The sequence below is a fragment of the Trueperaceae bacterium genome (genome assembly GCA_019454765.1).
Lineage (GTDB): Bacteria > Deinococcota > Deinococci > Deinococcales > Trueperaceae > JAAYYF01.
The window spans coordinates 21191-41853 of sequence record JACFNR010000004.1 but is presented as its reverse complement, the minus strand read 5'-3'; the positions used below and the strand labels follow the sequence as shown (position 1 = coordinate 41853).

Here is a 20663-nt window from a genome sequence, read left to right as displayed (position 1 = left end):
GTGGGCACCTGCGGAGGTGCGGCAAGCGCGAGCCCGCAGGCTTCCGGATGGGCGTCCGTCGTCCGCTCCGCATCGCATATTGACACGGAGAGAGCTTGTAGAAGCGGTGGAATCAAGATTCTTGGGCCGTTGATGGCGCGATGATTCTGCTCGAATGACCGTTCTCCCGGCAAGATGCGACAGACGCCGTCCCTCGCGCAGCGCTCGAACCCCTTGACCGATCGACCCACGACCAGCGCACCGAGACGCCTACCTCCGCGCATGCTATGTTCTAACCAGGCTGCTGTCGACAGTCGACACCTTGGAATACCGGTCAGCCGTGCCGTACAGCCGCCTAGACAGAGACCGGTCCTGCAGGACGGCCGGACCGCGAGGTCGGAGGATCAGATGGTCATCGACTTTCACACCCACATCCAACCTGGAACGGACGTGCCCCACTTCCTGTCCGAGATGGACAAGGAGGGCATCCAGCTCTCGGTGGTGCTCGCGCTCGGTCAGGACCAGGAGGAGCTCGAGGCGTCTAACCGCCTCATCGCCGGTCTGGTCGAGAAGCACCCGAGCAGACTCACCGGCTTCGCCTCCGTTACGCCCACTCGCAAGAACGCCGTCAAGGAGTTCGAGGAACTGGTCCGCAACCACGGTTTCCGTGGCCTAAAGTTGCACCCACCCATCCAGCACTTCTCGATTGACGACCCCCGCGTGTCGCCGCTCATGGAGAAGTGCGCCGAGCTCGACCTACCCGTCTTGTTCCATACCGGCGGCGTCTTCCTGCGAGAGGGCATCATCCGTTACGGCGATCCTCTCCTGATCGACGAGCTGGCGATCCGGCACCCGAACACGACGATGATCATCGCTCACGGCAACCCCTTCGGACCCGACCCCTACATCGCCGGCAAGCACCCGAACGTCTACCTGGACACCACCCTCACGTTCGCGCAGATAGCCCGGCTCATCCCACGGATCGGACCGGAGATGCTCGATTGGATGCGCTCGGACGAGAAGGTGCTATACGGCTCCGACGCGAACCCGAACCGCACGTGGCGCTTCAAGTACAACCTCGACCCGATCCGCGAGATGGACGTGAGCGAGGAGACCAGAGCCAAGATCCTCGGCGGCACCGCCATGAAGCTTCTCAAACTCGACTAGGCAGGAGGACACAGTGAGCGTGACCAGAACCATGAGCCTCGACGCAGCTCTGGCGAAGCTCTACGAGCACATCGACCAGAACTTCGACGGCTACCTCGAAGACATCCGGACCCTGGTGCGCCAACCCAGCGTGGCAGCGCAATCCTGGGGGATCCACGAGGCGGCCGAGATGGTGCGCGACATGATCCGGGAGCTGGGCTCGAAGGACGTGCGCCTCGTGGAGTACGAGAGCGGAAGCCCGGTCGTCTACGGACGCCTCGACAGCGAGGACCCCAACGCCGGGACCCTGATCGTGTACTGCCTCTACGACGTGCAGCCGCCCGAGCCGCTCGAGGAGTGGAACGTGGAGCCTTTCGGGGCCGACATCGTGGACGTCGACGGTTACGGCCCCTGCGTCGTGGGACGCGGCGTGACGAACTCCAAGGGGCCCCTCGTGAACTTCTTCAGCGCCGTGAAGTCCATGCAGGCGGTCCTCGGCTACACGCCGATCAACCTGATCTTCGTCATCGAAGGCGAGGAGGAGGTCGGCAGCCAGAACCTGAAGCGCTTCGTCCCCGAGTACGCCGACGAGCTCAGGGTCGCCGACGGCGTCTACCTGCCGGGCCTACGCCAGGACGAGAACGGCAAGCCGAAGGTGCTGCTCGGCAACAAGGGCATCGCCTACTTCGAGCTCGAGATCAAGGGCGGCGACTGGGGCGGTCCGCGCAGCGTGGACATCCACGGCATGAACGGCGCGTGGGTCGACAACCCGGTCTGGCGCCTCGTCCACGCCCTCTCCACCCTGCGCACGCCCGACGGCAAGGTACTGGTCGACGGTTTCTACGACGACGTCCTCCCGCCCGGCGAGACCGACACGCAGCTGCTCGATCGGCTCCTCACCACGTTCGACACGAAGATGTTCGCCGAGCGCGCCGACGTGGCGCGGTTCATGGACGGGCTCGAGGGTCGTGCCTTGATGGAGAAGTTCCTCTTCACGCCGTCCTTCAACATCGACGGCATCTACGGCGGCTACACCGGCCCCGGCCAGAAGACGATCGTGCCCTACCGCGTGCGCGTGAAGATCGACGTGCGCATGGTGCCGCAGATGGATGGCGACAAGATCATCGCAAGCGTCCTCGACCACCTGGCCAAGCACGGGTACGACGACGTCAGGGTGACCTTCAGCGAGGTGACGCCCTACTCGAAGTCAGACCCCGACTCCGACCTCGCCAGGGCCGCGGTCGCCGCGATGGACAAGGCCGGCCACACCAACGGCGAGATCTGGCCCATCTACCCGGGTTCCGGACCCGCGTACCTCTTCACCAACGCCCACTTGAACATCCCGTTCATCGCGTACGGCCTGGGGCACGGCGGCCTCATCCACGCACCGAACGAGTACGCCGTCGTCGAGGGCCTGAAGGACAACATCAAGTCGGTCTGCGCCACGTTCGTCGAGTACCTCCGGATCGCGGAGGAGAAACGGGAGAACGCCGGATGACCAAGCTAGAGTGGCTGCCCGTCACGACCCGTTCCTCCGGCGAGAAGCTGAGCATCGCCTTGCACACGCTCGAAGGCGCCGCCGCAGGCCCTACCCTCGGCCTCTTCTCGACCTCTCACGGCGACGAGGCGTACGCCGTCCTCGTCATCAGGGAGGTCCTGAAGCGGGTTGACCCCGCGCGGCTCAAGGGGCGCATCCTCGCCATGCCCCTCGGTAACCCGGTGGCGTTCGAGTCGTTCACGCGCACTACGGGCCAGGGGATGAACACGGACATGAACAACCTCAACCGGGTGTTCCCCGGCGACCCCGGTGGCTGGCTCACCCAGCAGATGGCGCACACGATCTCGACCGGGTTCGTCGCCAAGGCCGACTACGTCCTCGATTTCCACTGCGGCGGGGTGGAGAGCGGCATCGACTACGTGCTCACTCACGCCGGGGGCGGCGAGACTCATGCGCGCTCACGCCACCTGTCACGCGTGTACGGCACAGAGATCCTGTTCGAGCACGCCAAGCCCGTGCACTCCGGCACCCTCACGGACCTCGCCATCGAGCAGGGCAAGCCGTCCGTCGTGGTCGAGGTGGGCGGTTCGGTGCTGGCCAACGACCCGGACTACCTCGAGAAGTGCGTGCAAGGCGTGTTCAACGTGATGATCGAGCTTGGCATGTGGGAGGGCGAGAAGGTGCTGCCGAGGAAGCAGTACCTCATGCGGCGGCGCGTGCTGGTGCGCCCGACCAACGGTGGGATGTTCCAGCCTGAGGTCTTCATGGACAAGCTGGGCAAGGCCGTGAAGGGCGGGACGGTCCTGGCGCGCGTCTTCAACGCGCAGACGTTCGAGGAACTCGACGTGTTCACCGCACCCTACGAAGACACGATCATGATCATGATGCGGGGGCTTCTCTCGCGCGTGAACCCGGGCGATTACGCCTACATCTTGGGCGACCTCTCGTCCGCTGAGGTCATCGTCAACGCCTGAGCGGCCGCCGAGCCGCGTCGATCACAAGAACCCGAACCGTCGCGAGCCGCCCATCCACCCGGGCGGCTCGCGATCGACCAGCCGAACGAGAGCGACCCCGCGGGTCAGCCGGCCGCGAGCTCGCTCTTCTCCCAGTAGCTGTAGGGGTCGTCGGGGCGCTCCGTCAGCGCCTCCAGGACGTCGGACCGCCCGCTCATGATGATGGCCGCCACGTGCTCGGCGGCCCCGTCGGCGTCTCTCGCCTCGATCGCTTCCATGAGCCTCGCCTTCCTCACGACCGAGCCCCTCGGCCTGTCCCTGTTGCTACGCAGGAGCTGGCCGTAGCGTAGGCTCCTGCGCCACGTCAGTCGGATGAGGTCGACGATCGTGGAGTTGGGGCAGAGGCTGTAGAGGTCAGAGTGGAACGACCAGTTGAGGCCCTGGTACCGCGTCACGTCTTGGTTGTCCGCAGCCAGCCGCAGCTCGGCGTAGGCGTCCCGCAGACGAGCAAGGTCGGCGCCGGTGATGACGGCCACCGCCAGCCGCGCGGCCGCCGGCTCCAGTAGCGCCCTCGTGTCGTAGAGGTCGGCGGCCAGCTTGGGCTCCAGCGGGCTCACCGTGGCGCCCTTGCCGGGAACCAGGTCCACCAACCCCTCCTGAGCCAGTACCCGCAGCGCCTCTCGCAACGGGCTGCGGCTACACCCAATGGTCTCGGCCAACTCGACCTCGGTGAGCGGCGTGTTGGGTCGGTACTCCCCCGTGATGATCCGGGTGGAGAGCCACTCGACTATCTGTTCGGTGAGCGTATAGCGTTTGATGCCGGTGGTAGAGGTCGCCTCGCTGGGCAACATCGACACCACCTCCCCTCCCCGCCCCTTCAGCGGACCTGCAAGATGAACTCGATCTCCACCGCGATGTCGCCTGCGAGAGAGCTGACACCGATCGAACTGCGTGCGTGGCGACCGGCCTCGCCCAGGAGGGCGATCCACAGGTCGGAGAACCCGTCGATCACCTTCCCGTGCTGCTGGAAGTCCTCAACCGCGTTCACGAACCCGAGCACCTTGACGACGCGCAAGATGCGGTCGAGGTCGCCGAGGTACGACTTCAGGTTACCCAACGCGACTACGGCGCAGTTCCTCGCCGCCTGGTAACCCTGGTCGACCGTCAGTTCACGACCGAGTTTGCCCTTCAGGCGTACCACGCCGTCGGGGTCGGTGGGGCCGTGGCCGCCCACGTAGAGTAGATCCCCAACGTGGTTAACCGCCACGTTCTTCCCCTTGTTCCAGGTCCTGTCGGGCACCACGACGCCCATGGCGCTCAGCCGCCCCTCGAGTTCGCTCACAGGAGCCCCCGGTAGAGTTCGGCCTCGGACGCCACGTGAGCGAAACCGCCCCAGGAGGTGCCGTTGTCGACGACCTTGAGGAAGTACTCCCGCGCCTTCGCGTCGTTCCCCTCGTAGAGATGCCAGCAGGCCAGGCCGTAGTACGCGGCGAACGCCAACCCACCCTGCTCGAACACCTCGACCAACTGCTCCTCCGTCCACTCGCCCTTATAGAAGAGGAGGCGCTTCAGGTAGAGGTGGTTGTTCATCGTCGTGTGCATGTCCTTGTGGATCGGCGCGATGGCGGCCGTCGCCTCCGCGTGCCTGCCGAGGCGCCTGAGGGCGAGGTAGACCCAATCGGAGTAGGCAACCGTCCGCGACTCGTCCTCCGCCAGGCTCAGGGCGCGTTGGAACGCGTCAAGGGCGGGCTCGAACTCACCCGACATCCAGTGGGCAAGGCCGAGGTGGTACCAGACGTCGTTAGAATCGTCTCGAAGTTCCCTGGCGCGGGTCAAGTCCGCCTTGGCAAGCGCGAACTCGCGGGTGTTCACGCGGTAGTGGCCACGGTCGCAGAGCAGCATAGGGTGCTCTGGGTGGTGTGCGAGGCCCTCATCCAGGACCGCGATGGCCTCCCGGTAGCGCGCCGAACCACTGGCCAGGGCCTTGGCGTAGGCGCGGATCGCCTCCGGCGCGATCGGGTCCTCGTCGAACGCGGCTCGGGCTTCCCGCACCTTCGCCTCGAGCTCTTGCGCCTGATCACCTTGTGAGACCAGCGAATGAAGCGGGTCGCCCAGGATCCCGTAGGCTTCGGGCTCCACCACGGCCTCGCCGTCCATGAGCGCGAGTTCCATCTCAGAGGCGGCGACCCCGAAGGCGGGCCAGAACTCCGACCCGGCGCCCGCCTCGAAGTGGCGTCGCGCCGCGGCGGTGTCGCCGTTCACGAGGTGCCACACCCCGAGCCCGAAGGAGAGCGAGCCCTCCGACTTGGTGCCGGGCTCCTGGGCAGCGACCAGGTCCTGCTCAGTCAGGTCGCCTTGGTAGAACCGCGCCCGGAGCTGGTAGTTGAGGTTCTTGCCTTCGAGGTCGACGTCCCACTCGATGGCGGGGAGGAGGGCGGCCGCGGCCGCCGTGTCGCCGCCACGCCGCAGGGCCGTGTACTGCCAGGTACGTGCGGCCAGCCGCGTGGAGGCGCTCGGCGTGACCTCCGCCGTCTTCGCGAAGGCACGGGCCGCGTCGTCGTAGCGCTGTGAGAACCATAGCGCGAGGCCTAGGTGATACCAGGCCTCGGTCGACCTGGGGGCGAGGCGGACGGCTTCCTCCAGGTCGGCGAGCGCGGCGCCTATGGCTCGTACGTTCACGTAGGTGTGGCCACGCTCCGTGAGCAGCGTGGCGTCGTTGGGCCAGCGCCGCAGCCCCGCCGTCGCGCGGGCGATAGCCATGCGGTAGCGGCCCGCCTCGCGCAGGGCGGCGATCAGGCGGACGCGGGTCTGCGGGGTGTCGTGCGCTTCCATCGCCGTGAGGGCCGCCGCGACCTTGTTATCGAGCTGCTCGGCGTCGCGCCCCGCACGCACGGGTGCGGCGAAGAGCTGTCTGCCGAGGAACGACACTGTTTCAGGCCTGATGGGCATGCTGCTTCCTCCTTGAGGCGGGTACGCATGGGAAGGCGCGGGGTCGGCCATCCGGCAGCGCGGTCTGGCATCAGTGTACACGGTCGACAGCCGACCGTTGACAATGAGCAGCGGGTGACCATATAGTCCGACTCGGAGGTCTCAAGCCGTTACGTCCGGGTCGTGACCCGCTCGTCGCATCCCTGCCAGCCGCCGGCGTCTGCGGCCTGGCCTTCCAGCACCAGAGCACTCACCGGCGTAACAGCGGACGGCGTCTAACTGTGGCGGTAGGAGGGAACAAGAATGAAGAGAACCATCCTAGCGGTGCTCGCCTCGCTCTTGCTCTTGGTGGCGCCGAACGCGTTGGCGGCCAACCCGGGCGAACTCGTGGTGGCGGTCGACGCCCTGGGCGACCACCTCGACCCGCATCGTGCACCCGGCAACTCTGCCCACGTCCTCATGGCCCTGTTCGATGGCATCACCAGGCTGGACGCCGACGGCAACCTGTCGCCGTCACTCGCCTCCTCTTGGGAGGCCGTCAGCGACACGACCTGGCGGTTCAACCTGCAGCAAGGCGTCAAGTTCCATAACGGCGAGGTGTTCAACGCCGACGTCGTCATCGCCAACCTGGAGCGCATGAGCGATCCGAACGAGCCGCGAGCCAGCTACTCGTTCGACGTGTTCAAGGAGTGGCGCAAGACGGGCGAGTACCAGTTCGAGATCACCACGGTCGCCCCCGACCCGTTGCTGCCGGCCCGCATGAAGAACTTCTTCATCGCTCCGCCGAGCATGCTCGGCAACCCTAAGAGCGACGACTTCAACCGCCACCCGATCGGGAGCGGCCCCTTCAAGTTCGTAGAGTGGATAGCCGCCGACCGCATCGTGCTCGAAGCGAACGAGGACTACTACCTGGGCGCGCCCGCGATCAAGCGGCTCGTGTTCCGCGCCATCCCCGAAGCGTCGTCGCGCGTCTCTGAGCTGCTCGCCGGGGGCGTCGACGTCGTCACGGGCCTCCAGCCCGAGTTCATCGACCTGGTGAAGGCAAGCAAGACCGCTCAGGTTGTGACCAGGGTCAGCCCGATCAACGAGGTCATCATCCTGCGGACGGACGTCGAGAGCCCGCTTCAGGACCTGCGCGTGCGGCAGGCCATGAACTACGCCATCGACTTCGACACGATCATCAGCACCCTTCTCTCGGGCTACGCTCACCGCTACGCCACCGTCGTCCATCCGTTCGTCCTGGGCTTCAACCCCGACGTGGAGCCCTACCCCTACGACCCCGCCAAGGCCAAGGAACTGCTGGCGGAAGCCGGCTACGCTGACGGCTTCTCCATCGACTTCGACATCACGCCGTCGGTCGGCGGCACCAACAACCTCGAGGTCGCGCAGGCCATCGTGGCCTACCTCGGTCAGGTCGGCATCAACGTCAACCTCAGGGTCAACGAGTACGGCGTGATGCGGACTCTGGTCTACGGCGACCGGACCGCCGCACCAATGATTCGTTGGCAGTGGAAGACCTGGGACAACGACCCCGACGGCGTGTTCTACGGCCTCTTCCACACCAAGGGCACCGGCTCGTTCAACAGCGACCCCGTCACCGACGAGATGATCATCGCGGCGCGCTTCAACCTCGACCAGGCCGACCGGGCCCGCATCTACGGCGAGCTGCAGGAGCGCGTCAAGGAGCAGGCGACCCACATCTTCATGTACTACCTCGACGCGATCTACGGGCTCTCGAACCGTGTGAACTGGCAGCCCCGGATCGACGAACGCCTCTACTTCTACGGGGCCAGCCTCAACGACTGACGCCCGTCGTGGGTGCCCGCACCACCGGCCGGTGCGGGCACCCACGATCGGTCAACCGTCGCCCTCCCGATGCTGACGTACGCCCTCCGCCGCATCGCTCTAGCCGTGCCCACGCTCCTGGGCGTGTTGGTCACGGTCTTCCTCCTGCTCCGGCTGCTCGGCGACCCGGCCGTGATGTTGATCCCTCCGGACACGGCCATAACCCCGACGCAGTTGCAGGAGATCCGCCGGTCTATCGGCATCGACCAGCCACTACCGGTGCAGTTGTGGCTGTTCGTCACGAACGCGCTGCAGGGCGACTTCGGCGTGTCGTACTACGGCGGGCAGGACGCCATGGGAAGCGTAGTCTCCCGTCTCGGCGCCACCCTGGAGCTCTCGCTCATCGCACTCGCGTTCGCCGTAGCGGTCGGCGTCCCCCTTGGCATAGCCGCCGCCCTGCGCCGCAACTCGGCCATCGACATCGGACTCAGTTCGGTCTCGCTACTGGGCATGTCGATGCCGAACTTCTGGCTGGGCCTCATGCTCATCCTTATCTTCGGGGTTCAACTCAAGTGGTTCCCGATCTCGGGCCGCAACGGGTTCCCTAGCCTGGTCATGCCAGCATTCACCCTCGGCGCCAGCATGGTCGCCATCATCCAGCGACTTATCCGCACCGACGTGCTGGAGACGCTCACCCAGGACTTCGTGCGGACCGCGAAGGCCAAGGGCGCGAGCCCGCGGGCGGTGGTATGGCACCACACCCTCAAGAACGCCCTCATCCCCACCGTCACCATGTTGGGCCTGCAGTTCGGTGCGCTGCTGGGCGGCTCGGTCGTGGTCGAGACGGTGTTCGCGTGGCCGGGCGTCGGGCGCTTGATGATCCAATCGATATCCAACCGCGACTACCCCGTCGTCCAGGCCGCGGTGGTGCTCTTCGCGGTCTTCTTCGTCAGCATCAACCTCGTCGTCGACATCGCCTACGGGTTCCTCGACCCGAGGATCCGCTATGACTGACGCCCGACCCCGCTCGCGCCTAAGGCGGACCCTCGCGCGCAACAAGATGCTCAGCATCGGAGCCGCGTTGCTGGTGGTCCCGGTCGTATGCGCCGTGGCCGCTCAGTGGTTGGCGCCTCAGGACCCCGGCCTACAGACGTTGATCATGCGCCTGAAGCCACCGTCGTGGTTGGGAGGCGACCCACGCTTCTTGCTCGGAACCGACGGCCTGGGGCGCGACATCCTGTCCAGGCTGATCTACGGCGCACGCGTCTCCCTGGTCGTGGGCCTCACCGTGGTCATGATCGGCGGCAGCTTCGGGACGCTCCTGGGACTGGTGTCGGGTTACCTCGGCGGCGTCTTCGATTCGATCGTGATGCGGATCGTCGACGTCTTCCTCGCCTTCCCGTTCCTCGTCTTGGCCCTCGTGGTCATGGCCCTGACGGGCCCGGGCCTCACCAACGTGATACTCGTGCTCGGCTTCACGAGCTGGGTGCCGTACGCCCGCGTGGCGCGCGCCAAGGTGCTGGGGCTGAAGGAGCGCGAGTTCGTGGAAGCCTCGCAGGCCCTGGCGGCCGGCCCGTGGCGCGTGATGCTGCGGCACGTCCTTCCCAACATCTTCTCCTCGATAATCGTCATCGCTTCGTCTCGGGTGGCCACGGCCATCGTCTCGGAGGCGACCCTGTCGTTCCTGGGGCTCGGAGTCGGTGCCACCACGCCGTCGTGGGGCGCCAGCCTCGCCGACGGCCGCACCTACCTACTCATCGCCTGGTGGCCGGCGACGCTGCCCGGCCTAGCGATCATGCTCACCGTCCTGGCCATCAACCTGATCGGCGATGGCCTGCGAGACAGGCTCGACCCGCGCATCAAGAACTGAACCGACCCGTGCCGAAAGGTAACCAAGGAGCGTTGAACATGGAACCGATTACCGTTGCCGGAACCACCATCCGCCCCGGCGAGAGCAAGTTCGTGACCCTCCCGGTCGCTCGAATGCCGCGGGGCGACACCCTTGGGCTGGTCGTGCGGGCGGTCGTCGGCCTGAAGCCGGGCCCCGTGCTTGGGCTGGAGTCCGGTTCACACGGCGACGAGGCGTTCGCGATAAGGACCATCCACGAGGTCATGGACAATCTCGACCCGGCCACCCTGAGCGGCGCCGTCCTCGGCCTCCCCGTATGCAACCCCGTGGCGTTCGAGACGTTCACGCGCCTGACCGGCATCGGGATGACCACGGACGCCGTGAACCTGAACGTCGTCTTCCCCGGCTCACCGACGGGCTCGCTCGTGGCGCAGATGGCGCACGTCATCGCCAAGCAGTACCTGCCGCACCTCGACGCGTTGATCGACTTCCATAGCGGCGGGCTGGAGAGCGCCATCGACTACACGCTCGTCAAGCAGAGCGGCGGGCCGGTCGCCCCCAAGATCCTCGAACTCTCCAAGGCGTTCGGCTCCGACTACCTCTCCATCACTCGCACCGACCCGGACGCCATCAGTTCCATCTCGGAACTGGCGGAGTCGATGGGCATACCGGCCGTCGTGGCCATGCTGGGTGGCGCCGTCACCAGCGGCTCCCAGGCGGTGTTGGACCGCTCCGTCGCCGGGGTGCACAACGTCATGCGCGCGTTGGGCATGCTGGAGGGCGCTCCGACGCAGAACCCGCGGCAGGTCGTCATCGGGGATCGCAAGCTGGCCAGGCACCTCCAGGGCGGGGTATTCGTGCCGGCCATCGGCTTCGAACGGCTCGGTAAGGTGGTCAGCAAGGGCACGCTCGTCGGCGAGGTGCGTGACCCCAACACCTACGAGCTGCTCGAGGAGTACCGGGCGCCCTACGACGAGACGATCCTCATCATGATCCGCGGCCTCTTCGGGCGCGTGTTCGCGGGCGATTACGCGTTCATCTTCGGCGACGCCGCGACTGCCCAGCGGGGCTGACGGGCGCGGTCGGGTCCGGCCGACGGCCACCCGTGTCCGCGTTCCCCAGGCGCCAGGCACCTAGCAGCGTAGACGCCCGCTGGGCGCGCGGCCCTACGCCCGTGGTCAGGGCACACGCCCACTACTTATTAGTAACGCGTGTGCTTGACCCCATAAAGGTCCTTGTCCGCCGCGCCAAGCAGCGCCCGCAGCGCCTCGTCCACGTCGGGCTCCGCCTCCTCGCGGCTCCTCACGCCGGGGGTCAGGCTGGCGCGACCGATGCTCACGTCGAGGCCGCCGCCGTGCGAGGTGGGTTGAGCGGCCACGGAGGCGCGCAGGCGCGTCACCAGGTCGGCGGCGCTCTGCGCGTCTAGGCCGGGGAGGAGGACCACGAACTCGTCGCCGCCGAGGCGCGCGACCAGGTCGTAGGGGCGCACCTGCGCGCGGATGCCGTTCGCTATCGCGCGTAGCGCCTCGTCGCCGGCCTGGTGGCCCCAACCGTCGTTGATGCGCTTGAACTCGTTGGCGTCGACCATGAGGAGGCTGACGGCCGTGCCCGACCTGGCTGCGCGCTTGAGCTCCTGCCGCGCGCGCTCCTCGAAGCCGCGGCGGTTCAGGACCTCGGTGAGGGGGTCGAGGTGGGCCTGCAGCGCCAGTTCGGCCGTGACGCGGCCGCTGAACAGCAGGAAGTAGGCGAACACCGCGCCCAGGGCGACGACGACGCTGCCCGCGACCAGCAGGCCTGGCACGGCGTCGTCGCCGAACAGCGGCCTCGCGCCGCCCTGCGCCGCGGTGATCACCACCCTCGCGAGCAGCACCGCCGCCGACGTGGCCAGCCAGTAGGCCGCCGCGCGCCTGCCGGGGTTGGGCGGGGCTCCGGGCGCGGCCGTGAACAGCCGCCGCGAGGCGAGTGCCAGGAGCAGGGCGAGCGCCACCGACATCGCGATGACGCGCACCTCGTACAGGTCCACCACGTAACGCGCCGCGACGACGATCAGCATGGTGGGGGCGACGACGCGCAGGTAGACGCCCGACCCGGCTGGCTCGCCGTCCAGTAGGCGCACGCTCTGGTAGACGAGCGCCATGGCGACCAGGTAGAGCAGGTTGGCGCCCACGACCGAAACCGCCTCCGGCACGTGACCTTCGAGCGCTATCAGCGTCCAGGAGAGCGCGAGCGTCGCGCTGGCGAACGCGCCGACGAGCGCGCTGCGGCGGGTGTCTCGCGGGAGGGTCCGCACCAACAGCGCCAGGGTGAGGGTGGTGACGGCCAGGAAGCCGACCCCCATCACGAAGACGGTGCGGCCGTCGAGGCTCACCGCGTGCTCCGCTCGGGGGCGCGGGGAACCGTCGGCCTCGGCATGCTGAGCGGAGTATAGATGGCACGAGCGCGGCCGTGGTGACGCCAGCGCGGGCCCGCCGCCCTCACCCCACGCGCGGCACGTAGCGCGCGCGCGGCCGGATGACGCGCTCGGAGGCGTACTGCTCGAACACGTGCGCGATCATGCCGGCCGTGCGCCCCAGGGCGATGAGGCTGAAGATGGCGTCCTCCGGCAGCTCGAGGAGCGGCTCCGCGACGGCGAGGGCGAAGTCGACGCGCGGGTGCTCGCCGGTCGCGGCCTCCGCCACGTCTAGGGTCTCGCGGAGGAGCGGGTAGCGGGGCGAGTCGGCGAGGAGCTCGACCAGCGCCGCCACCCGCGGGTCGTTGCCCGCGTAGAGCCGCCGGTACGGGTTGTGGAAGCCGGGCACCACGCCGCGCTGGCGCAGGTAACGCCTCACGACGGGCGCCGGACCGCCCTCGGCGACCACCTCGGCGAAGAACGCCCGTGCCTCGGCCACCTGCCCGTACAGGTGCTTGTACCCCTGCAGCGCCGCCAGGCCCGCGAGGACGGCCTGGTAGATGCTGGCGCCGGCGCTGGCGGCGCAGCGGGCCGTGAAGGTCGCGATGTTCAGCTCGTGATCTGCGACCAGTACGAGGAGGGCGTCCAGCTTGGCGGCGTCCGCGCCCCAGGCATCCGCCAGCGTGCCGGCCAGCGAGCCGCCGTAGCGGGTGCCGCTGGCGAACGCGGCCAGCTGCAGCACGATGCGCGCGGCGGCGGGCAACAGGACCGCCGGCTTGACCCCGTAGGCGTGCAGGTCGTCCTTCTCCATGAGGGGGAGCACGGCCTGCAGCCGCTCTACGGGGCTGAGGGCGACGCGCGGCCTGCCGCCGAACCCGGGGTCGATGGGCCGGCGCCACACGTCCCTGGGTGGGGGCAGCGGCGCGCCGTTGGGCGCGGCCGCGGGCTCGCCCGTCCACAGGTACTCCGCCACCTGCTCGAACGAGTAGAGCCTTGCCAGCTCGCGCGAGCTGACGCCGCGGTACGAGTGCTCCGCCTCGGTGATCTGCGAGATGGCCGTGGCGAGGATGGGCGTGCCGAACTCGATCACCTCGGTGGCGGCGAGGTCGGGGTTCTTCCTGAAGGTGCTGCGGTGCTTGAGGGCGGCGAGGTCCGCCCTGCGGTAGCTGCGGTGGCGGGCGCCTGGCTCGAGCTCCAGCGAGGCGAGCATGCCGCGGCTGACGTAGGAGTAGAGCGTCGCCTTCGACACGCCGAGGAAGTCGGCGGCCTCAGTGGCTGTCATGTAGTCGCTCGAGGTCTCGGCCATGGTGACGACCAGGCTAGCAACATCTTGACAGTCAATCAAGATTGACAACGTTGATGCCAAGGTGGGAGCATCCACCATGGTCGAAGAGAAGTACATGTACGGCGCGCGCCGGCTCGTCTCGCATTGCACCGACGTGAAGGCGGGCGAGCAGGGCCTGGTGGTCATCGACACGGCCACGGACCCCCTCATCGGCAGGGCGCTCGCCCAGGCGCTGCGCGAGGTCGGCGCTGTGGCCACGGTGCTGCTCACCGACAGCGCCAAGACCGACTCCGGCGAGGCCGCGCCGCCCGTGGCGGCCGCCATGCTCGCGTCCGACGTGATCTTCACGGCCGTGCAGGTGTCGCTCACGCACACCGAGGCCACCAAGGCGGCCTGCGCCGCCGGCGCCCGGGTGGCCGCGCTCACCCAGTGGGTGCCCGAGATGCTGGAAGGCGGCGGCATCGAGGCCGACTTCCGCGCCATCGAACCGCAGGTCATGCGCATGGCGCGCGTCTGGGACGAGGGCTCCACCGTCCGGGTGACGAGCGCGGCCGGCACCGACATGACCCTCGACATCCGCGGTCGCCTCGGCACCCCCCACGCCAAGACCGGCGTGGTGCGGCCGGGCACGTTCCACCCCATCCCCGACATCGAGGCGCCGGTCTCCCCCGTCACGGGCAGCGGCGTCATCGTGTGCGACGCCAGCATCCCCTACCTCGGCATCGGGCTCCTGACGGAACCCGTCACGCTCACGGTGGAGGAAGGCCGCGTCGTCAGCATCGAGGGTGGCGCCGCCGCCGACACCGTGCGGGCCGCCTGGGAGGCCCTGGCCGACCCGAACGTCTACCACCTCGCCGAGTTGGGCATCGGCATGAACCCGAGCTGCCGCCTCACGGGCCGCATGCTCGACGACGAGGGCGTGGCGACCACCTGCCATTTCGGCATCGGCAGCAGCTACACCCTCGGCGGCGACGTGAAGGCCAAGTGCCACTACGACTTCGTGCTGCACGACCCAACCATCACGGTGGACGGCCGCGTCGTCATGGACGCCGGGAGGCTCGACGTCTGATGACCCCGGAACGCCGCGCCGCCTTCGCGAACCTCGTCGCCGGCTTCTGCCAGGAGGCCGCCGCCGGCGACCTGGTGCTGGTGGAGGTCGTGGCGGCGACCGCCGCGGTGGGCCGGTCGGTCGCCGAGGCGCTCGGCGCGCGCGGAGCGGAGGCGCTGCTCGTCGACCTGGACGACCCGCGAGGGGCCGCGACCGACGAGGCGCTCTGGCGCCGCCTCACGGGCTACGTCAGCCTCCGCACCGTGGCGGCCGCGCCGGCCGACCGGCCGGAGCCGAGCGCCACCGTGCGCCAGTTGCGCATGACGCTCCGCAAGACCTCCACCTACCTGCCCGACGTGGCGCTCGCGGCTCGCGCCGGCATGTCGGAGGCGCAGCTCGCCGACTACTACGCGGGCCTCCTCCACTTGGACGACCCCGACCCGGTGGTCGGCTTCCACGCGCTGCGCGACCGCCAGGAGGCGCTGCTCGCGCGGCTGCGCGCGGCCCGGACGGTGCGGATCGAGGGCGACGGCACCGACCTCACCCTGAGCACGGCCGGGCGCGGCTGGGTGAACAGCTACGGTCGCCGCAACGTTCCCAGCGGCGAGATGTACACGAGCCCGGTCGAGACGTCGGCGCACGGCGTCATCCGCTTCGACGTGCCCAGCTACAACTTCCCGGAGCGCGTCGCGGGCGTGACGCTCGAGTTCGACCGCGGTCGGCTCGAGCGGGCCACCGCCGTCGAGGGCGAGGCCACGCTGACGCGCCGGTTGGCCGTCGACGCGGGCGCGCGCGTGGTCGGCGAGCTCGGCATCGGCGGCAACGAACGCATGACGCGCTTCCTCGGCGCCACCCTCTTCGACGAGAAGACGGCCGGCACCGTGCACCTGGCGCTCGGCAAGAGCTACCCACAGACCGGGGGGCTGAACGACAGCGCCCTCCATTGGGACCTCATCAAGGACCTACGTGGCGGGGGGCGGATCTCGCTCGACGGCGAGATCTTCGCGGAGAACGGGGTCTTCGTCGGCGCTTGACGGCGCGCCGGCGGAAGCGAAGCAGCCGTGACGTGGAACGAAGCTACGGGAGAAGCACCATGAGATTCCGCACCCTGTTGACGACGACGGCCCTGCTGATGGGCCTGGCCCTGGCCGCTGCCCAGAGCACCGTGACGATCGCGGTGCCCGAGGGCCCGCCGGGGTTCGACCCGCAGAACAACAACCGCGCCGTGGCCTCCGGCATCTACATCAACCTGTTCGACTACCTCATCTTCAAGGACGCCACCGGCGCCTTCCAGCCGGCCCTCGCCACGGCGTGGGAGCCGGTGGGCGGCAGCGCCTGGCGCGTTCAGCTGCGCGAGGGCGTCAAGTGGCACGACGGCACGCCGTTCACGGCCGCCGACGTCGAGTTCACGTTCGAGCGCGTGGCCAAGGACGAGCTCCTGGTGCGCCACTCGTACTACAAGAACATCACCGACGTCGAGGTCGTGAACGACCACGAGGTCGTGTTCCACACCGACGGACCCGACCCCACCTTCCTCAGCGCCCTCAGCCGCAACGGCGCCAGCGTGATCCCCCGGCACTACTACGAGGCCGTCGGCGTCGAGCAGGCCGCCCTCGCCCCCATCGGCACCGGCCCCTACCGCTTCGTCGAGTACCGCACCGACGACAGGCTCGTCCTCGAGGCGTTCGCCGACTACTGGGGCGGGCGCGCCGCCTTCGACCGCGCCGTCTTCCGCGTGATCCCCGAGAACTCCACTGCCGTCAGCGAGCTCCTCACGGGCGGCGTCGACATCGTGACCAACGTCAAGGTGGCCGAGGTCGGCCGCATCCAGGGCGCCAGCGGCGCGCGCGTCGAGCACGTGGGCGGCAACAGCACGCAGTACATCACCTTCAACGTCTCCACCGGGCAGCCGACCGCCGACCCGCTCGTGCGGGCCGCCGTCGACTACGCCGTCGACGACGCGCTCCTCGCCGAGATCCTCACCGACGGCGCCGGGGTGCCGGTGCGCGCCCGCGTGTCGCCCGAGACGTCGTTCTCGCCGCTCGAGTACTACGACGCCTACCTCTACGACCCGGCGGAGGCCCGCCGCCTCTTGGGCGAGGCCGGCTACGCGGACGGCGCGCTGACCCTCACCCTCATGGGCAACACGAGCCACGCCGACCTCGCCGACCTGGTGGCCGCCATGCTCGCGGACGTCGGCGTGAACACCAGCATCGAGCTGTTCGAGAGCAGCGTGTGGAACAGCCGCTACTGGCAGCCCGGCGACTTCACCAACGTCGCGTTCGGCGCCTCGAGCGACTCGTCGTTCGACTACGGCAACTCCCTCGTCGACCTCACCTGCCCCAACGGCGTGCACGCCAAGCGCAGCCACTGGTGCGACGAGGAGTACACCCGCCTCGTCGAGGCCGCCAACGAGGAGTTCGACGACGCCAAGCGCGCCGAGCTGCTGCGCCAGGCGACCGAGATCCTCCTCGAGCAGCGCCCCCAGTACTACCTCTACAGCAACGCCTCCTTCGTCGGGGTCAGCAACCGCGTCTCGTTCACGCCGCGCGCCGACTCGCTGATCGTGCTGGCGGAGACCACCCCGGCCCAGTAGGCGGCCCAGGCAAGCGATGACCGGTTACGTCCTCAGGCGGCTCCTGCAGGTGATCCCCACGCTCGTGGGGATCACCCTCCTCGTCTTCGTGACGCTGCGCCTGTCGGGCGACCCCATCGCCGCCTACCTGGGGAGCGACGCCGCCGATAGCGCCGTCATCACCCCCGAGCAGGAGGCCGCCATCAGGCGGCACCTCGGCCTCGACAGCCCCCTGCCCGTCCAGTACCTCGTCTTCCTGGGCAACGTCGCCAGGGGCGACTTCGGCCAGTCGTTCATCTACCAGAACCGCCCCGCCCTGGCGTTGCTGCTCGAGCGCCTGCCTGCCACGGCCACGCTGGCCGCCGCCGCCCTGCTCGTCGCCGTGCTGATCTCGTTGCCTGGCGGCATCCTCGCCGCCGTCAAGCGCAACAAGCTGCCCGACACCGTCGTGAACGTCTACTCCGTGATCGGCGACGCCATGCCCAACTTCTGGCTCGGCGTGATGCTCATCCTGCTGTTCAGCGTGCGGCTCGGCTGGCTGCCCGTGTCGGGCAGCGGCAGCTGGCGCAACCTCGTCCTGCCCGCCCTCACCCTGGGCACCTCCATGGCCGCCCTCCAGACGCGCCTCATGCGCTCGGGCCTCATCGAGGCCCTGCAGCAGGACTACGTGCGCACCGCGCACGCCAAGGGCCTGGCGCGCCGCACCGTCTTGCTCAAGCACGCGCTGCGCAACGCGGCGCTGGGTTACGTGACCCTCCTCGGCCTCGCCGTCCCCAGCCTCCTGGGCGGCTCGGTCGTGGTGGAGCGCATCTTCGCCTGGCCGGGCATGGGCCTCCTGTTCATCAACGGCCTCGGCGGGCGCGACATGGCGCTCATCCAGGCCGTGGTCATCTTCTCCGCCGTCCTCGTCATCTTCGCCAACCTGGTCGTCGACCTGCTCTACACCATCATCGACCCGAGGATCCGCTACCAGTGAGGCAGCTCCGCGGCATCCACCGCAACCCGCTGGCCGTGACGGGCATGATCATCCTGCTCGCGTTCCTGCTCATGGCCCTGCTGGCGCCCGTGCTCGCGCCTCACGACCCGCTGCAGCAGAACCTGCGGGCGCGGCTCCTGCCGCCCTTCTGGCTGGAAGGAGGCAGCCGCGCGTACCCCCTGGGCACCGACCAGCTCGGTCGCGACCTCGCGTCGCGCGTGCTCTACGGCAGCCGCGTGGCCGTCCTCGTCGCCTTCGCCGCCACGAGCCTGGCGATGCTCGTGGGCGTCGCCCTCGGCGTGGTGTCGGGCTTCTTCAGGGGCGCGTGGGACACGGCCATCATGCGCCTCGTCGACATCATCGTCTCCGTGCCCAACTACATCCTCTACCTGACGATCATGGCGCTCGCCGGCCCCAGCCTGCCGCTCCTGATCGCCGTCATCGGCCTCCTCGGCTGGACGACCACCGCGCGCATCATCCGCAGCGAGGTGCTCTCCATCGGCAACCGCGAGTACATCGAGGCGTCGCGCGCGCTCGGCCAACGCGAGGGCGTCACCGCCGTCCGCCACGTGCTGCCCAACATCATGGGCAGCGTCATCGCGCTCGGCACCCTCAAGGCGTCCTCGACGATAATCATCGAGTCGACCCTCAGCTACCTCGGCTTCGGCGTGCAACCCCCCACCCTCACGTGGGGCCAACTCCTCTCGCAGGGTCAGCAGTACGTGTCGACCGCCTGGTGGCTGGCGACCTTCCCGGGGGTGGCCATCACCCTCTTGTCGCTCAGCCTGATATTCCTCGGGAACTGGCTGAGGGACGCGTTCGATCCGCGGACGAGATGATGCCGGTGACGACACGGCGACTCGCCGGTTTGCACCATCTGTCAATCTGATTTACAATCGGTGCATGGCCGAGTTCGTCCCGCGGACGCTCGCTGGGCCCCTCCTGGCCTCCGCGGCGCAGTACCCGGTCGTCACGGTCACCGGGCCGCGCCAATCCGGCAAGACGACGCTGTGCCGAGCCACGTTCCCGGAGCACGCGTACGTCTCCCTCGAACCCCTCGACAACCGGGAGTTCGCCACCTCCGATCCCCGCGGCTTCTTGAGCCAGCACGCGGCCGGTGCGATCTTCGACGAGGCACAACGCGTGCCGGAGCTGTTCAGCTACCTGCAAGAACTGGTCGACGAGGACCCCACGCCGGGGCGCTTCATCATCTCGGGCTCGGAGAACCTGAACCTCACCACGACGGTCAGCCAGTCGTTGGCCGGCCGGACGGCGATGCTCGTGCTGCTCCCCTTCTCCCTCGAGGAGCGGTTCGCTGCGCGACCCCGCCACGCTTCGCTGGACGAGGTCCTGGTCCAGGGCGGTTACCCCCGGCCGCTGGTGGCCGGGATACCTCACTACCGGTGGCTGCAGGACTACATCACGACCTACGTGCAGCGCGACGTCCGTCAGCTCACGCAGGTAAGCGACCTCAGCGCGTTCACCCGCCTCGTGCGTCTCAGCGCCGGCCGCACGGCGCAGGAGGTGAACCTCAGCCAACTGGGCGCCGACGCCGGCGTGTCACACAACACCGCGCGCGCCTGGCTGGGCGTGCTCGAGGCGAGCCACCTCGTCTTCCAGCTCCCCGCCTGGCACCCGAACGTGACCAAGCGACTCGTCAAGCGCCCCAAGCTGCACTTCGTCGACACCGGCCTGGCCTGCGCCCTGCTCGGGATCTCCGACCCCGCCCAGCTGACCAACCACCCGCTGCGGGGCGCGATCTTCGAGACCTTCGTGGCGGGAGAACTGCTCAAGTGGCACCTGAACCGCGGCCTCACCGCCGACCTCCACCACTACCGCGAGGTCCGCGGCGCCGAGATCGACGTGCTGATCCCAGGGCACCCACGGGGCATCGCCGTTGAGGCCAAGGCCGGTCAGACGGTGCAGGCGGAGTTCATGCGGCACCTGACCGGACTACCGGAGAACGATTGGGAGCGGTACCTCGTGTACGGCGGCGACGCGAGCCAGGACCGGCTCGGTGTGCGCGTCACGCCGTGGCGGGAGTTGGCGCGGGTGGTGTGGGGCGAACGGTGACCGCTACCCGCGCGGCCAGAGCCTCCCGGCAGACATCTACCCGATCGCGATACGCAAGGTCTCGACCGAAGCCGCGATAGCTAGTTCGGGCTCCATGGCGTGGTCCGAGCGACCTTCTCGCTCTACTTGAGATCGGGGTCAAGAACTACCTTCTCGGGTTCGCCGTAACCGATGACAAC

General features: G+C 68.5%; 18 protein-coding genes. 13 read left to right on the top strand and 5 right to left on the bottom strand.

What is annotated here, in order from left to right; genetic code table 11:
- The first annotated feature begins 387 nt into the window (after positions 1-387).
- Genes H3C53_02360 through H3C53_02350 form a run of 3 tightly spaced genes read left to right on the top strand, consistent with a single transcriptional unit; the run spans position 388 to position 3597 of the window.
- Entirely contained in the window at positions 388-1146 is a 759-nt protein-coding gene (locus H3C53_02360; protein MBW7915519.1) for an amidohydrolase, read from the top strand.
- 13 nt (positions 1147-1159) lie between these two features.
- Entirely contained in the window at positions 1160-2623 is a 1464-nt protein-coding gene (locus H3C53_02355) for a M20/M25/M40 family metallo-hydrolase (protein MBW7915518.1), read from the top strand.
- On the top strand, positions 2620-3597 hold the full coding sequence (locus H3C53_02350; protein ID MBW7915517.1) for a succinylglutamate desuccinylase/aspartoacylase family protein: 978 nt from the start codon (positions 2620-2622) through the stop codon (positions 3595-3597). The genes H3C53_02355 and H3C53_02350 overlap by 4 nt, the downstream gene beginning before the upstream one ends.
- A gap of 104 nt (positions 3598-3701) precedes the next feature.
- Here the strand turns inward: H3C53_02350 and H3C53_02345 are convergent, their stop codons facing one another.
- The 3 genes from H3C53_02345 to H3C53_02335 are packed head-to-tail and all read right to left on the bottom strand — an operon-like array spanning position 3702 to position 6525.
- Positions 3702-4427 carry a GntR family transcriptional regulator gene (locus tag H3C53_02345; GenBank protein MBW7915516.1) on the bottom strand — a complete coding sequence of 242 codons (726 nt, stop codon included), beginning with the start codon at positions 4425-4427 and terminating at the stop codon, positions 3702-3704.
- Between the two features lie 26 nt (positions 4428-4453).
- Positions 4454-4918 carry a RidA family protein gene (locus H3C53_02340; GenBank protein ID MBW7915515.1) on the bottom strand — a complete coding sequence of 155 codons (465 nt, stop codon included), beginning with the start codon at positions 4916-4918 and terminating at the stop codon, positions 4454-4456.
- Positions 4915-6525 carry a tetratricopeptide repeat protein gene (locus H3C53_02335; protein MBW7915514.1) on the bottom strand — a complete coding sequence of 537 codons (1611 nt, stop codon included), beginning with the start codon at positions 6523-6525 and terminating at the stop codon, positions 4915-4917. Before H3C53_02335 ends, H3C53_02340 begins: the two co-directional genes overlap by 4 nt.
- A 282-nt stretch (positions 6526-6807) precedes the next feature.
- On the opposite strand from H3C53_02335, the gene H3C53_02330 reads away from it, so the two are divergent.
- From H3C53_02330 to H3C53_02315, 4 genes are all read left to right on the top strand, one after another.
- A complete protein-coding gene (locus H3C53_02330) occupies positions 6808-8310 on the top strand; it encodes a hypothetical protein (GenBank protein ID MBW7915513.1) in 1503 nt (500 codons plus the stop codon).
- Between the two features lie 69 nt (positions 8311-8379).
- Positions 8380-9303, top strand: a complete 924-nt coding sequence (locus H3C53_02325) for an ABC transporter permease (GenBank protein ID MBW7915512.1) — start codon at positions 8380-8382, stop codon at positions 9301-9303.
- Complete coding sequence (locus tag H3C53_02320) at positions 9296-10159, top strand: ABC transporter permease (GenBank protein MBW7915511.1); 864 nt, start codon at positions 9296-9298, stop codon at positions 10157-10159. Before H3C53_02325 ends, H3C53_02320 begins: the two co-directional genes overlap by 8 nt.
- 38 nt (positions 10160-10197) lie before the next feature.
- Complete coding sequence (locus H3C53_02315) at positions 10198-11211, top strand: succinylglutamate desuccinylase/aspartoacylase family protein (GenBank protein ID MBW7915510.1); 1014 nt, start codon at positions 10198-10200, stop codon at positions 11209-11211.
- A 128-nt stretch (positions 11212-11339) separates the two neighbouring features.
- Here the strand turns inward: H3C53_02315 and H3C53_02310 are convergent, their stop codons facing one another.
- Both H3C53_02310 and H3C53_02305 read right to left on the bottom strand, forming a co-directional pair.
- Entirely contained in the window at positions 11340-12506 is a 1167-nt protein-coding gene (locus H3C53_02310; protein ID MBW7915509.1) for a GGDEF domain-containing protein, read from the bottom strand.
- A gap of 106 nt (positions 12507-12612) precedes the next feature.
- Positions 12613-13833: a helix-turn-helix domain-containing protein gene (locus H3C53_02305; GenBank protein MBW7915508.1), complete on the bottom strand. Its 1221-nt coding sequence runs from the start codon at positions 13831-13833 to the stop codon at positions 12613-12615.
- Positions 13834-13909: 76 nt separating this feature from the next.
- On the opposite strand from H3C53_02305, the gene H3C53_02300 reads away from it, so the two are divergent.
- The 6 genes from H3C53_02300 (at position 13910) to H3C53_02275 (ending at position 20484) form a co-directional block, all read left to right on the top strand.
- On the top strand, positions 13910-14881 hold the full coding sequence (locus tag H3C53_02300; GenBank protein MBW7915507.1) for a leucyl aminopeptidase: 972 nt from the start codon (positions 13910-13912) through the stop codon (positions 14879-14881).
- Positions 14881-15894 carry an aminopeptidase gene (locus tag H3C53_02295; protein ID MBW7915506.1) on the top strand — a complete coding sequence of 338 codons (1014 nt, stop codon included), beginning with the start codon at positions 14881-14883 and terminating at the stop codon, positions 15892-15894. The genes H3C53_02300 and H3C53_02295 overlap by 1 nt, the downstream gene beginning before the upstream one ends.
- A 59-nt stretch (positions 15895-15953) precedes the next feature.
- Complete coding sequence (locus H3C53_02290; GenBank protein ID MBW7915505.1) at positions 15954-17456, top strand: hypothetical protein; 1503 nt, start codon at positions 15954-15956, stop codon at positions 17454-17456.
- Between the two features lie 16 nt (positions 17457-17472).
- Positions 17473-18411 carry an ABC transporter permease gene (locus tag H3C53_02285; GenBank protein MBW7915504.1) on the top strand — a complete coding sequence of 313 codons (939 nt, stop codon included), beginning with the start codon at positions 17473-17475 and terminating at the stop codon, positions 18409-18411.
- Positions 18408-19250: an ABC transporter permease gene (locus H3C53_02280; GenBank protein ID MBW7915503.1), complete on the top strand. Its 843-nt coding sequence runs from the start codon at positions 18408-18410 to the stop codon at positions 19248-19250. The genes H3C53_02285 and H3C53_02280 overlap by 4 nt, the downstream gene beginning before the upstream one ends.
- A gap of 64 nt (positions 19251-19314) precedes the next feature.
- The gene (locus H3C53_02275; GenBank protein ID MBW7915502.1) at positions 19315-20484 is read left to right on the top strand and encodes an ATP-binding protein; all 1170 of its coding nucleotides are present in this window, start codon (positions 19315-19317) and stop codon (positions 20482-20484) included.
- The last annotated feature ends 179 nt before the right edge of the window (positions 20485-20663 follow it).